This window comes from Nocardioides sp. 503 (genome assembly GCF_004522095.1).
Taxonomy (GTDB): Bacteria; Actinomycetota; Actinomycetes; order Propionibacteriales; family Nocardioidaceae; genus Nocardioides.
Window position 1 is genome coordinate 646870 of sequence record NZ_SPUI01000004.1, and the last position, 12766, is coordinate 659635.

Consider the following 12766-nt stretch of genomic DNA (forward strand, 5'->3'; position numbering starts at 1 on the left):
GGCCCCATGCCGAAGACGCCTGCCGCCGAGGTCGACGCCGGGGGACGTGCGGTGCGCGTGTCCAGCCCCGACCGGGTGATCTACGAGGCCACCGACACGACGCCCGAGGTCACCAAGCTGATGGTGGCGCAGTACTTCGCCGTCGTCGACGACGGCCTGATGCGCGCGCTGCGCGACCGGCCGACCGCGCTGGAGCGCTGGCCCGCCGGCGTACGGCCGGAGATCAGGCTCGCGACGGGACGGCCGGGGGAGAAGGCCGACGCGTTCTACCAGAAGCGGGTGCCGAGGGGCGCGCCCGACTACCTCGAGAGCGTCGAGATCACCTTCCCGTCCGGGCGCACCGCCGAGGAGATCGTGCCCACCGAGATCGCGGTGCCGGTCTGGTGCGCCCACATGGGCACCCTCACCTTCCACCCCTGGCCGGTGCGGCGCAGCGACGTCGACCGCCCCGACGAGCTGCGCATCGACCTCGACCCGCAGCCCGGCACGGGCTTCGGTGACGCCGTGCGCGTGGCCGGCGTGGCCAAGGAGCTGTTGGAGGAGCTCGGGCTGCGCGGCTTCGTGAAGACCTCGGGCAACCGGGGGATCCACGTCTACGTGCGGATCCGCCCGGAGTGGGAGTTCGCCGACGTGCGCCACGCGGCCATCGGCTTCGGTCGCGCGCTGGAGCAGCGCGACGACCAGGTGACCACCGCCTGGTGGAAGGAGGAGCGCGGCGAGCGGATCTTCGTCGACTTCAACCAGAACACCCGCGACCGCACGATCGCCTCGGCCTACTCGCTGCGCCCGCTCCCCGGCGCCCCGGTCTCCACACCGCTGCACTGGGACGAGCTGCCCGAGGTGAGCGACCCGAGCGTCTTCAACCTGTTCACCGTCCCGGAGCGGCTCGCCGACGGGGACCCGTGGGCCGGCATCGACGACGAGGCCTACTCCCTGGAGCCGCTGCTGGCGCTGTGGGAGGAGCTGCCGGGGGGCGAGCTCAACTACCCGCCTGACCACCCCAAGATGCCCGGCGAGCCGCCGCGGGTGCAGCCCAGCAAGAAGGTCGAGGCGCACTGGGACGAGGACGGCAACCGCCTCGAGGACTGACGCGGTCGCACGCACGGGAGCCCCGCCCGGTCGCTCCTCGCGGAGCGGGTGGGCGGGGCTCCTGGCCGATCCGGTGGCGCACCCTCCCGGGCGCCGGCCGCGGCCTCACGGCCGGGGCGGGATCCTTGCTCCCCTCGAAACCGCGCCTTCGTGCTCCCCCCAGCCACACGAATTCGTTGTTTCGATCCACATAACCTAGGTAGCCGTCTTACACCCCCAGGCAACAGGAGATCCACACGATTGCCACATTCGACACTCTGGTGGGGCGCACGTGGCTGCTGTGGCCTGCGGGGACGGTGCGACCCGGCCTCAGGTGGAGCCCGGGCGCTCAGACCCCGGTGACGCCCTCGCCGGTGCCGCCGGCCTGCTCGTCGAAGCTCTCGTGCTCCAGCAGGTGCAGGACGGGCACGCCGATCTTGCGCCGGGCCTGGCTGGTCCAGTCGAGGTGGAAGAACTCCGCGACGACGTGGGGCCGGGTGAGGATGATCGCCTCGCGGCCGTCGACCTCGGTGACCTTGGTGGCCAGGGCCTCGATCGGGGGGTCGGTCACGACCGTGCCGCTGCCGATCGTGGCGCCGACGGCGGTGAGCGCCTCCAGCGTGTGGCGCAGCTCGCGCTCGGAGCGCTCCTCGCAGTCGTGGCGTACGGCGTCGAGGTCGACGTCGCTCATGGACATGCCGGGCGAGGCCAGCATCTCGCCGGCCGACAGGGACCCCATGGAGGCCTCGATGCGCGCCGCGGCGTCCTCGAGCGGCAGCAGCACGTGGTAGGTCACGGGGTCGTCGAGCCCCTCGTGGAGCGAGCGCAGCTGCGCGGCGTCACCCGGCGTGAGCTCCTGCTCGATCAGCAGCACGACGTCGTAGTCAGCCATCTGTGTCTCTCCTGGCGTTGTCGGTGGTCGAGCTCGGTCGAGCACTGAGAACACTAGCGAGGTCGTAGCGCACGGGTTGCTCCAGTTGGTCGTAGCCGCACGACTCGGGGTCGCGGTCGGGCCGCCAGCGCTTGAAGTGGGCGGTGTGGCGGAAGCGCCGGCCCTCCATGGCGTCGTACTTGACCTCGAGGACGCGCTCGGGCCGCAGCGGTGTGAAGCTCAGGTCCTTGCCCGCGCTCCAGCGGCTCTGCGTGCCCGGCACCCGGTCGGGGTTGGCGATCGCCTGCGGGTTGTCCGGGCCCGCCCAGGCCGACCACGGGTGGTCGGCGATGTCGCACACCAGCGGCTGGAGCTCCTCGATGAGCTCGGCGCGGCGCTTCTGGGTGAAGGAGGCGCTCACGCCGACGTGCTGCAGCTGGCCGCCGGCGTAGAGGCCGAGCAGCAGGCTGCCGAGGAGCGGCTGCTCCGGGGTGCTGGTCTTGTGCTCGCGGTAGCCGCAGACGACGACGTCGGCCGTGCGCTCGTGCTTGACCTTCATCATCGTGCGGCCGTTGGGGGTGTAGGGCGCGTCCAGCGGCTTGGCGATCACGCCGTCCAGCCCCGCGCCCTCGAAGGTGGTGAACCACTCCTGGGCCACGGCCGGGTCGTCGGTCGTGCGCGTGAGGTAGCAGGGGCCCTCGAGCCCGGAGAACGACGCCTCCAGCTCGGCGCGCCGCTCCCGCAGCGGCCGGTCGACGTACGACTCGTCGCCGAGGGCCAGCAGGTCGAAGATCACGAAGCCGGCCGGCGTCGTCTCGCTCAGCATCGTGACGCGCGACTGGGCCGGGTGGATGCGCTCCTGCAGCACCTCGAACTCCAGCCGGTCGCCGTCGGGGGAGATGCTCGCGACGAACAGCTCGCCGTCGACGACGCAGCGCTCGGGCAGCTGCTCCTTGATCGCCTCGACCACCTCGGGGAAGTAACGGGTCAGCGGCTTGGTGTTGCGGCTGGTCAGCTCGACCTCGTCGCCGTCGCGGAAGACCAGGCATCGGAAGCCGTCCCACTTGGGCTCGAAGACCAGGCCGCCGTGCTTGGCCGGGTCGGGCACCCCGGCGACGGCCTTGGCGAGCATCGGCTGGACGGGCGGCATGACGGGCAGGTCCACGCCCCGAGGCTATGCCACGTCGTGGACGCCCGAGGCGAGCTCGGTCCAGACCGGTGGCAGGCGTCTGCTCACCGATGAAGTACAGTAAGTTACTCAAGAATGAACAAAAAGGGGGAGGCATGAGCGTGGGTCCGTCGATCGGGTACGTGCCGGGCGTCTACGACCTCTTCCACGTCGGCCACCTCAACGTGCTGCGCCAGGCGCGCGAGCTGTGCGACGTGCTGGTCGCCGGGGTCGTCTCCGACGAGATGTGCCGGCAGGCCAAGGGCATGGTCCCGTTCGTGCCGCTGGAGGAGCGGCTCGCGATCGTGGACGCGATCGGCATCGTGGACGCGACCTACGCCGAGACCACCCCCGACAAGCGCGACGCGTGGGCCCAGGTCGGCTTCCACCGGGTCTTCAAGGGCGACGACTGGCGCGGCACCGAGCGCGGCGACGCGCTCGAGCGCACGATGGCGCCGCTCGGCGTCGAGGTCGTCTACTTCCCCTACACCGTGCACACCTCCAGCACCCAGCTGCGCGCGGTGATCACGGCCGCCAGGCCCGCCTCGTGACGACGGCGCCTGCGCGGGTCGCGACGGGAGCGCGGGTCGACGACGCCGGCGTCCTCGTCCGCACTCCGGTCGAGGGACCGCTGGTCGTCAGCCTCGACGGCCGCTACGTCTGGGCGTTCACCGCCGCGCGCGACGGCCGGGCGCACCGCGGAGGCGTGCTGGTGCCGTGGCCGGAGGTGCTGCGGCCGTTCCTGAGCGGCTGGAGCCGGGTGCGGGTCGCCGGCGCGGACGGTCGGCAGGTGCTCCTCGACGAGGAGGTGCGCCTCGGCGACGGCGACGGGCGGGTCGCGGTGGTCGACGCCCAGGGCCTGCCGCTGGCCGTCGACAAGGTCGGCCACCTGGGCCGCGCGTTCTCCGCCACCGACGCGGGCGTGCGCGACGAGATCCTCGCCGGCACCCAGCGCGCCCTCACCGACCTGAGCGAGGCGTGCGGCCTCACGGCGTACCTCAGCTACGGCGCGCTCCTCGGGGCCGTGCGCGACGGCGCGATGATCGCCCACGACTCCGACACCGACGTCTGCTACCTCAGCCACGAGACCTCGCCGGCGGACCTGATCCTGGAGTCCTACCGCGTCGAGCGCGCCCTGAGGGACCTCGGCTGGAACCTCCTGCGGATGTCCGGCGGCGACCTCAAGCTGCTGCTGCCGCTGAGCGACGGCCGGGTGTGCCACATCGACGTCTTCGTGGCCTTCCGGGTGGCCGGGACGTTCTACCAGCTCGGCAACCGCAGCGGTCGCCTGCCGGAGTCGGCGATCCTGCCGCTGTCGACCGTCGAGCTGCACGGCTTCGAGCTCCCCGCCCCCGCGCGCCCCGAGGAGATGCTGGCGTTCGTCTACGGCCCGTCCTGGCGGGTGCCGGACCCGTCCTTCCAGTACGCCGACCCGGTGGCCGGCGTGCGCCGCCTCGACGGCTGGCTGCGCGGCTTCCGCACCGACATGGGGCGGTGGACCGCCTTCCACCACGGGGAGGCGCGGGGCGTGCCGCGGCGCCGGTCCTCGTTCGCCCGGTGGGTGCACCGGCAGCTGCCCGCGGGGGACACCGTGGCCGACGTCGGCGCCGGCACCGGTCGCGACGCCCTGTGGTTCGGCACCCGCGGCCGACCCGTGCTGGCCTACGACTTCTCCCGCGCCGCACGCAGCCGGCTGGCGCGCCGGGCGCGCCGGCGCAAGCTCCCCGTCGAGGCCCGGCTGCTGGTGCTCAACGAGCTGCGCAGCGTCCTGGTGACCGGAGCCGAGCTGGCGCGGGCCGAGCCCCACCTCTACGCGCGCCACGTCCTGGGCAGCCTCGACGACGCGGCCCGCGCGAACCTCTGGCTGCTCTCGCGCATGGCGCTGCGCCGCGGCGGCCTGCTGTTCCTGGAGTTCAGCGCCACGACCGGCCGGAGCCTGCCCGAGCCGGAGCCCGCCGGGCTCGTGCGGCGCCTCGCGCCCGACGTCGTACGGCGTGAGGTCGAGGCGGCCGGTGGGCTCGTCGAGCTCGAGGAGCTGGGACCCGGCGAGGACCTGTTCGACCGGCCCGACCCCGCCGTCTGCCGCATGCGCGTCGCCTGGCCGGGCCCGCGAGACCACCGCAGCACTCCTGAGAGGACCACCTCATGACCAGCCCCCTCGACCCGATCCGGTCCCGCCTGGCGATCGGACGCGACCGCGCCGCCCGCGCCCGCCGCCGCCGCAGCCTGGGGGTCTTCTCCCGCCTGTCGGCGCTGGAGGCCGAGGTGCAGGAGAACCGCCAGCTCAACCGCCGCATCGCCGAGCTCACCGACGTCGTCGCCGAGCTGCTCCTGCCGGTCGCCGACCGCGACGAGGAGCGCGTCCGGCAGGCGCTCGCCGACTACCGCGTCCGGCTCTGACCTCCGGGGCGCTCTATCGTGGTGCCCCTATCCCCGGTTGGTCTGCCGGCAGGGCCCGCCTGACTTTGAATCAGGACTAGCGACGTAGGTTCGACTCCTACCCGGGGAGCGTCTGGTGCCGTCCGTGGAGCGGCCCCACGTCTCCCCCGAGGACGTGGGGCCGCCATACGTGGGCAGGGCGCGACGGCCCTGTCGTGTCGGCGTCGCCGCCGACGACAGCGGCCCCACGTCCCCCCCATGAGGACGTGGAGCCGCAGTCGAGTCGCGAGGGTCGTCCAGCGTCAGGGCTTGACCTTCGCGGTGGCCTTGCTGGTCTTGGAGGCCGTGCGGTAGCCGGTCAGCGAGCCGGTCACCTTGACGGTGATCCTCTTGCCGGCCTGGGCGCCCTTGAGCTTGAGCCGGGCGGCCTTGGCCCCCTTGATGGCCTTGCCGTTGGCGAACCACTGGTAGGCCAGGCGGGTGCCGGCCGTCCAGCCGGCGGCCTTGGCCGTCAGCGTCTTGCCGACCTTGGCCTTGCCCGTGACGGTCGGGACGCGGGCGGCGAGGGTGCCCGGCGCCACGCTCGGCGTGGGCTCGGTGTAGACGGTGGCGGGCGCGACGCCCTCCTTGGTGCCCCGCACCATGACGAAGATGCTCCGGCCGAGGTGCGCCTTGGTCAGGCGCAGCGTCGGCGTGGTCGAGACCACCCGGTCGTCGGCGTACCAGGTGTAGGTGAGCGCCGTGCCGGGCGCCCACGAGCCGGTGTTGGCCAGCGACAGGGTCGAGCCCACCGCGACCCGGCCGCGGACGGCGATCGACGAGGGGTGTGCGACCGACGGGGCCACGGTGTAGCTGGCCTCGACGGGGCTGGAGGTGAAGAGGCCGTTGGTCGTCGCCACGGTCAGCGTGTAGGTGTGACCCTCGGTGAGGTCGTCGAACTGGTAGCTGGGCTCGAAGGCGCTCTCGACGCGCGGCGCGCCGCCGGCGTTGTCCTGCAGAGTCACCCGGTAGGTCACGTTCTCGAGCGGCACGCCACCCGTGCTCGCCGGGACCGCCCAGGTGGCGAGCAGGCTGGTGCTGCTGTCCTCCGACGCCACCGCCCGGAGGTCGGTGGGAGCGCCGGGCGCGTCGATGGCGTGGACCTTGGTGACGGTCTGGCTGACCTCGGGGTCCTCGCTGGTCTCGTGCTCCGCCGTGACGTAGAGGCGGCCCGAGGGCGCGATGTCCATCAGGCCGATGCCGTCGCCTCCGAGGTAGGCGTACGGCGGGTAGTTGTCGCCGACGTAGGAGTCGAGCGCGTCGGCGTCGTAGGCCGCGATGGAGCCACCGCCCGCGAGGTAGACGGTCTCGCCGTCGGGGGAGACGGACACGCCGGAGACCGGGTCGGGCAGCGGCACGTACTCGTCGGTCTCGGGACCGATGACGTTGAGGCCGTACTCCTGGGGACCGTCCTCCATGTCGCGGACGGTCACCGCGTAGGTGAGGTGGTGGACCTCGTCGACGTCCATGGCGCTGATGAAGCCGCGGCGGTCGTCGTCCGGACCGAGGACCCGACGCTCGCTGACCGTGCCGTCGCCGGCGATGGTGCGCAGCGTGCCGAGGGCCGCCTCGCCCTGGTAGTCGGTGGCGCCGACGACGACCTCGTCGGTGCCGCCCTCGCCCGGGAGGACCGCGAGGTGCGAGGGCTGCACGCCTTCGGGGAGGGCGACGTCCCGGCCGGAGCTGTAGACCCCGGCCCCGCCGTTCCAGCCCGTGTAGGCGACGTAGTAGCCGGCACTCCCGAAGGCGACGGCGTAGGGGTTCTTGCCCTCGATCAGCGTGGGACCGCTGACGTTCATGTTCTCCGTGCCGACGAGCCACGTGACGGGGGCGTCGTACTGGTCGTCGCCCTCGCCCTGCTTCTGGTTGCCGATGATGACGAGGTAGTCGCCGTCGCTGGACACGTCCATCGCGGTCGGCTGGGTGCCCTCGCCGAGGCTGATCCGCTCGCCGCTGCCGACGGCCTGCACGTAGCCGGTGATCTCGTCGAAGTCGAAGTCCTGGTCGGTGTCCACGCCGACGTACCCGGCCGCGAAGACGCCGTCGGCGGTCGCCTCGAGGTCGACGGGCGTGAAGGTCAGGGTCTGCGGGAAGGCCGGGCCGGCGGCGTTGGCCGTGCCCATGCAGGCGAGCCCGGCGCTCACGACGGCGGTGACGGCGAGCCCGGCGACGACTCGTCGCGAGCGGGGGGCGGTGGCCCGGGGTGCGTGCATGCTGGTCCTCCAGAGATCGGGCCGAGATTGGCCTCGTCACGGATCCTGGGCCCCGACCGGCCGAAATGGGTGACCGAATCCGGCCATGGCAGGGACCGGCCTGGCCGATCGGTGCCATGGCCGGAAACGGACGTCCGGGGGGCCGTCAGGCGCGGTTGGCTGGCGGCATGCCACGATCACCCCATGTCTCCCGACCGACTCGGCGGTGCGCCGGACAGTCGCGTCTTCGAGCTGTTGGGCATCGGCTTCCGCGCCAGGGCGCAGACCGTCTCGGAGCTGGCGGCGCTCGCGATGCGTGAGGAGACCGCCGTACGCCGCGACCTCGAGGTGCTCGCGGACGACGGCTACCTCGCCGTGCAGGGCGACCAGGTGCGCTACACCGCTCCCGACCAGGTCGTCGCCGACGTCGTACGCCGCCGGTCGAGCGACCTGAGCGCCGAGGTCCTGCGCCGGCTGGCCGACCTCGCCGAGGTCGTGGGGCAGCTGCCGCAGCTCACGCGCGACTGGGACACCGGCGGCGCCGGGCAGCAGCTCGCCGACGTCGAGGTCTTCCACGGCCACGAGGCCGTGGTGGAGCTGTGGCACGTCAAGCAGGCCAAGGAGCCGTCGCTGCGCACCGACGTCGTGCTGCCCGACGCCTCCCAGCTCTACGTCGCCGACCCGGCCATGCAGCGCGTGTGGCACGAGGCCAGCCAGGGCGAGGGCCGTCGCGCCCGGGTCCTGGCCTCCCTCGCCGACGCGGTCCACCCGGCCGCGCAGGAGCGCCTCGCCCAGGAGCTGGAGGCGGGCGTGGAGATCCGGCTCATGGCCGAGCCCCCCAGCTGGTTCTGGATCACCGACGAGAGCACCGTGGCGGTGCCCCTGGTGTGGGGCGAGAGCTGGCCCACCTCGGTGATGTCGGTGCGCAACCGGGCGGTCGCCGGCATGGCCAGCTGGATGTTCGAGCGGATGTGGGAGCGCGCCGTGCCGGCGCGGGCCGAGTCCGCCGGCTGGGACCCCCTCCTCACCCTGATGAACAGCGGCGCCACCCTCGAGGCGGCCTCGCGGGCGCTCGGCATCTCCGAGCGCACCGGGCGCCGCCGGCTCTCCGAGGCGATGTCGCACTTCGGGGTCGGCTCCATGCTCGAGCTCGGCGTCGCCTGGGCCACCGCCCGCCCGCGCTGAGCCTCCGCGCACCGACCTTCGTCAATTTGGGCGATGCGTCGGGGTCCGCACCGGTATTACGTGGCCCGAGGGGGTCGTACGGGGGCCAACCGGAGCAGGAGACGCACGCATGAGAAGGATCGTCAGGACCACCGCGGTCGCCACGACCGCACTGTTGATCGCCACACTCGCCCCGGCCCTCGCCGGTCAGGGCCACTCGCACCACGATGGCCGGCTGCGCACGGTCGTCGACGGCCTCGACGGCCCGCGCGGCGTCGACACGCTCGGGCATGGACGCACCCTGGTCACCGAGAGTGACGGCAGCTTCAGCCTCGTCGTCGAGCGCCGTCACCGTGCCCCCAAGGTCGTCGAGCTCGGCAGCGTGCCCGGCGGCTTCGCACCGGCGATCGCGGCGGGCCGGCGGGGCCGGGTCTTCCTGCTCACCGGCGCGGCCGGCGAGCCGGGCAGCCCCCCGGTCGAGGGCTCCTCGACCCTTTACGAGTGGCGCTACGGGTACGACTCCCCGAAGCCGGTGCTGGACGTCGCCGCCTACCAGGCGGGCGATCCCGACCCGGACGACCTCGAGCAGCTCCCGACCGACAGCAACCCGTTCGGGTTGGCCGCGCTCAAGGACGGCAGCGTGCTGATCGCCGACGCCGCGGGCAACGACCTGCTGCGGTGGTGGCCGGACGGCACCGTCAAGACGGTGGCGCGGTTCAAGCCGCGGGTCGTGGACGTCCCGGACGGGATCCCGCTCCCGGAGGAGCAGGTGCCGAGCGAGGCGGTGTCCACCTCGGTCACCGTCGGACCCGACGGCTACTGGTACGTCGGCGAGCTGCGCGGCTTTCCGGCCACCCCGGGCACCTCGCAGGTGTGGCGCATCAAGCCGGGCTCGGTGGGTGCGGTCTGCGACCCCGAGGCGCCGTGGCGTGGCCGCTGCACGCGCTTCGCGGACGGCCTCACCTCGGTCGTGGACCTCGGCGCCGACCGGCGGTCGGTCTACGCGGTCTCGCTGTCCAAGCTGAGCTGGCTCGCGGTCGAGTCGGAGGAGCCGGTCCCGGGGGCGGAGGTCGGCGCGCTCTACCGCCTGACCCGGCACCACCACCACGTCCGCACCCGGGAGCTGGCGAAGGGCCGGCTGGTGCTGCCCGGTGGGGTCGACGTGGGGAGCGGCATCTACCTCACCGGCCCGGTCTTCGGCCCCGGGGCGCTCACGAGGATCCGCTGACCCGGGCGTCCGCGCCCGGCACGGGAGACTGTGCCGGGCGCGGGCTCACGCCCGCCGCCGTGGGCGTCCGGCGCGCTTGGTCTCGCAGACTCCGGCACTAGAGTGAGCCGGACGCCGACCCCGGAGGACCTGCCTTGCCCAGCAACGTGACCGTGATCGTCCTCGCCGCAGGCGGTGGCACCCGGATGAGGTCCAAGACCATGAAGGTCCTGCACCAGGTGGGCGGCCGCAGCATGATCGGCCACGTCCTCAAGGCCGTGGGCGCCGTCGAGCCAGAGCGGGTGGTGGCTGTCGTCGGCCACCAGCGCGAGCGGGTGGGGGCCCACATCCAGGAGCTCCTGCCCGACGTCGTGCTCGCCGTCCAGGAGGAGCAGCAGGGCACCGGCCACGCCGTGCGCGTGGCCGTCGAGGCGCTGCCCGACCTCGGCTCCGGCACCGTCATCGTCGCGACCGGCGACACCCCGCTGCTCGAGGGCGAGAGCCTGCGCGCGTTCGCCGCGGAGCACGAGGCCGCAGAGCGCGCGGTCAGCGTGCTCACCGCGGTGGTCGCCGACCCGTTCGGCTACGGCCGCGTCGTCCGCGACGGCGACGGCGACGTCGAGGCGATCGTGGAGGAGAAGGACGCCTCCGCCGACCAGCGCGAGATCGCCGAGATCAACTCCGGGATCCTCGCCTTCGACGCGTCCTTCCTCGTGGAGGCGCTGCCGCGCATCGGCAACGACAACGCCAAGGGCGAGTACTACCTCACCGACATGGTCCAGCTGGCCCGCGACGCCGGCCTCACCGTCGGCGCCCATGCCATCGACGACCCCTGGCAGACCGAGGGCGCCAACGACCGCGAGGAGCTGGCCCTGCTCGGGCGCGAGCTCAACCGCCGGATCGTCAGCCGCTGGATGCGCGCCGGCGTCACGGTCATGGACCCCGCCACGACCTGGATCGACGCCGACGTGGTGCTCGCCCAGGACGTCACGATCCTGCCCGGCACCCAGCTCCTGGGTGCCACCGTGGTCGCCGAGGACGCCGTGATCGGCCCCGACTGCACGCTCAAGGACTGCGAGATCGGCGCCGGCGCGCGGGTCGTGCGCACCCACGGCGAGCTCGCCGTCATCGGCGACGAGGCCACCGTCGGACCGTTCTCCTACCTGCGCCCCGGCACCAGGCTGGGCAAGGGCGGCAAGATCGGCGGCTTCGTCGAGACCAAGAACGCCGACATCGGCGAGGGCGCCAAGGTTCCGCACCTGTCCTACGTCGGTGACGCCGAGATCGGGGAGGGCACCAACATCGGCGCCGGCACGATCTTCGCCAACTACGACGGCGTCGCCAAGCACCGCACCACCATCGGCAAGCACGCCCGCACGGCGTCCAACAACACCTTCGTCGCGCCGGTCGAGGTGGGTGACGGCGCGGCCACCGGCGCCGGGACCGTCGTACGTCGTGACGTCCCGCCGGGTGCCCTGGCCGTCAGCGCCGGCCCCCAGCGCAACCTGCCCGGCTGGGCCCAGTCCAGGCGCCCCGGCACCGCCCAGGCTGCCGCGGCCGAGGCGGCGTCCCGCGAGGCGGAGGTCACGTCTCACGAGGACGACCCCGAGTTGGGCTGACCAGCCACTACGGGCAGAATCGCTGCGACACCCCTCCGCGAGCCAGGAGCACGACGACGTGACCGGAATGAAGCGGGCCACCGAGAAGAACCTCATGATCTTCAGTGGCCGGGCGCATCCCGTGCTGGCCGAGCAGGTGGCCGGGATCCTCGAGACCGACCTGGTCCCGCAGTCGGCCTACGAGTTCGCCAACTCCGAGATCTACGTGCGCTTCGAGGAGTCGGTCCGCGGCTGCGACGCCTTCGTGATCCAGAGCCACACCGCTCCGATCAACGAGTGGATCATGGAGCACCTGATCATGGTCGACGCCCTCAAGCGGGCGAGTGCCAAGCGGATCACCGTGGTCATGCCCTTCTACGGCTACGCCCGCCAGGACAAGAAGCACCGCGGCCGCGAGCCGATCTCCGCGCGGCTCATGGCCGACCTCTTCAAGACCGCCGGCGCCGACCGGCTGATCACCGTCGACCTGCACGCCGACCAGATCCAGGGCTTCTTCGACGGCCCCGTCGACCACCTGATGGCGCTGCCGATCCTGGCCGACTACGTGCTGGAGAAGTACGGCAACCAGCAGATGGCCGTGGTCTCGCCCGACGCCGGCCGCATCAAGGTCGCCGAGCGCTGGTCGGCCCGCCTGGGCGGCGCCCCGCTGGCGTTCATCCACAAGAGCCGCCGCACCGACCGGCCCAACGAGACCGTCGCCAACCGCGTCGTCGGTGACGTCAAGGGCCGCATGTGCGTGCTGGTCGACGACATGATCGACACCGGCGGCACGATCGTGAAGGCCGCCGACGCGCTGATGGCCGACGGCGCCAAGGGCGTCATCATCGCCGCGACGCACGCGATCCTGTCCGACCCCGCCGTCGACCGGCTCAAGAACTCGCCGGCCACCGAGGTCGTCGTCACCAACACGCTCCCGCTCACCCCGGACCGTGAGTTCGACAAGCTGACCTGCCTGTCCATCGCCCCGCTCGTCGCGCGCGCGATCCGCGAGGTCTTCGAGGACGGCTCGGTCACCTCGATGTTCGACGGTCACGCCTGACCCTGTTCCGACTCCGCCTC

At 72.7% G+C, this 12766-nt stretch carries 11 protein-coding genes and 1 tRNA gene; 9 read left to right on the forward strand and 3 right to left on the reverse strand.

Annotated features, from left to right (window positions below):
• Nucleotides 1-6 precede the first annotated feature (6 nt).
• Nucleotides 7-1089 (forward strand): DNA polymerase domain-containing protein, encoded by a 1083-nt coding sequence (locus E4622_RS16905; protein WP_134741360.1) that lies wholly within the window; start codon nucleotides 7-9, stop codon nucleotides 1087-1089.
• A 328-nt stretch (nucleotides 1090-1417) separates the two neighbouring features.
• On the opposite strand, the gene E4622_RS16910 is transcribed toward E4622_RS16905, so the two are convergent.
• Together E4622_RS16910 and E4622_RS16915 are read right to left on the reverse strand one after the other, a co-directional pair.
• Nucleotides 1418-1960, reverse strand: a complete 543-nt coding sequence (locus E4622_RS16910) for a hypothetical protein (RefSeq protein ID WP_134741361.1) — start codon at nucleotides 1958-1960, stop codon at nucleotides 1418-1420.
• Nucleotides 1953-3104, reverse strand: coding sequence for an ATP-dependent DNA ligase (locus E4622_RS16915; protein WP_167736133.1), 1152 nt, complete (start codon nucleotides 3102-3104; stop codon nucleotides 1953-1955). The genes E4622_RS16910 and E4622_RS16915 overlap by 8 nt, the downstream gene beginning before the upstream one ends.
• 119 nt (nucleotides 3105-3223) lie before the next feature.
• Between E4622_RS16915 and E4622_RS16920 the strand changes: the two genes are divergently transcribed.
• From E4622_RS16920 to E4622_RS16935, 4 genes are all read left to right on the forward strand, one after another.
• Complete coding sequence (locus tag E4622_RS16920) at nucleotides 3224-3658, forward strand: adenylyltransferase/cytidyltransferase family protein (RefSeq protein WP_134741362.1); 435 nt, start codon at nucleotides 3224-3226, stop codon at nucleotides 3656-3658.
• A complete protein-coding gene (locus E4622_RS16925; protein ID WP_134741363.1) occupies nucleotides 3655-5256 on the forward strand; it encodes a class I SAM-dependent methyltransferase in 1602 nt (533 codons plus the stop codon). The genes E4622_RS16920 and E4622_RS16925 overlap by 4 nt, the downstream gene beginning before the upstream one ends.
• Nucleotides 5253-5507, forward strand: coding sequence for a DUF6752 domain-containing protein (locus tag E4622_RS16930; RefSeq protein ID WP_245156076.1), 255 nt, complete (start codon nucleotides 5253-5255; stop codon nucleotides 5505-5507). Before E4622_RS16925 ends, E4622_RS16930 begins: the two co-directional genes overlap by 4 nt.
• A gap of 30 nt (nucleotides 5508-5537) precedes the next feature.
• Nucleotides 5538-5616, forward strand: a tRNA-Gln gene (locus E4622_RS16935).
• Between the two features lie 172 nt (nucleotides 5617-5788).
• On the opposite strand, the gene E4622_RS16940 is transcribed toward E4622_RS16935, so the two are convergent.
• Nucleotides 5789-7738 carry a fibronectin type III domain-containing protein gene (locus E4622_RS16940; protein ID WP_134741364.1) on the reverse strand — a complete coding sequence of 650 codons (1950 nt, stop codon included), beginning with the start codon at nucleotides 7736-7738 and terminating at the stop codon, nucleotides 5789-5791.
• Between the two features lie 183 nt (nucleotides 7739-7921).
• Here E4622_RS16940 and E4622_RS16945 point away from each other — a divergent pair, with 183 nt between their 5' ends.
• The 4 genes from E4622_RS16945 to E4622_RS16960 all read left to right on the forward strand — a co-directional run bounded on the left by E4622_RS16945 (nucleotide 7922) and on the right by E4622_RS16960 (nucleotide 12746).
• Nucleotides 7922-8902: a hypothetical protein gene (locus E4622_RS16945; RefSeq protein WP_134741365.1), complete on the forward strand. Its 981-nt coding sequence runs from the start codon at nucleotides 7922-7924 to the stop codon at nucleotides 8900-8902.
• A gap of 109 nt (nucleotides 8903-9011) precedes the next feature.
• Entirely contained in the window at nucleotides 9012-10109 is a 1098-nt protein-coding gene (locus E4622_RS16950) for a ScyD/ScyE family protein (protein WP_134741366.1), read from the forward strand.
• A 134-nt stretch (nucleotides 10110-10243) separates the two neighbouring features.
• Nucleotides 10244-11707 carry a bifunctional UDP-N-acetylglucosamine diphosphorylase/glucosamine-1-phosphate N-acetyltransferase GlmU gene (gene glmU, locus E4622_RS16955; protein WP_134741367.1) on the forward strand — a complete coding sequence of 488 codons (1464 nt, stop codon included), beginning with the start codon at nucleotides 10244-10246 and terminating at the stop codon, nucleotides 11705-11707.
• A gap of 67 nt (nucleotides 11708-11774) precedes the next feature.
• Nucleotides 11775-12746: a ribose-phosphate diphosphokinase gene (locus E4622_RS16960; protein WP_134741489.1), complete on the forward strand. Its 972-nt coding sequence runs from the start codon at nucleotides 11775-11777 to the stop codon at nucleotides 12744-12746.
• Nucleotides 12747-12766 lie beyond the last annotated feature (20 nt).

What these genes read in the sequence shown, in the direction of transcription:
- E4622_RS16905 (WP_134741360.1), top strand. Translation starts at nt 7, where the DNA reads ATGCCGAAGACGCCTGCCGCCGAGGTCGACGCCGGGGGACGTGCGGTG.
- E4622_RS16910 (WP_134741361.1), bottom strand. Translation starts at nt 1,960, where the DNA reads ATGGCTGACTACGACGTCGTGCTGCTGATCGAGCAGGAGCTCACGCCG.
- E4622_RS16920 (WP_134741362.1), top strand. Translation starts at nt 3,224, where the DNA reads ATGAGCGTGGGTCCGTCGATCGGGTACGTGCCGGGCGTCTACGACCTC.
- E4622_RS16930 (WP_245156076.1), top strand. Translation starts at nt 5,253, where the DNA reads ATGACCAGCCCCCTCGACCCGATCCGGTCCCGCCTGGCGATCGGACGC.
- E4622_RS16940 (WP_134741364.1), bottom strand. Translation starts at nt 7,738, where the DNA reads ATGCACGCACCCCGGGCCACCGCCCCCCGCTCGCGACGAGTCGTCGCC.
- E4622_RS16945 (WP_134741365.1), top strand. Translation starts at nt 7,922, where the DNA reads ATGTCTCCCGACCGACTCGGCGGTGCGCCGGACAGTCGCGTCTTCGAG.
- E4622_RS16950 (WP_134741366.1), top strand. Translation starts at nt 9,012, where the DNA reads ATGAGAAGGATCGTCAGGACCACCGCGGTCGCCACGACCGCACTGTTG.
- E4622_RS16960 (WP_134741489.1), top strand. Translation starts at nt 11,775, where the DNA reads ATGAAGCGGGCCACCGAGAAGAACCTCATGATCTTCAGTGGCCGGGCG.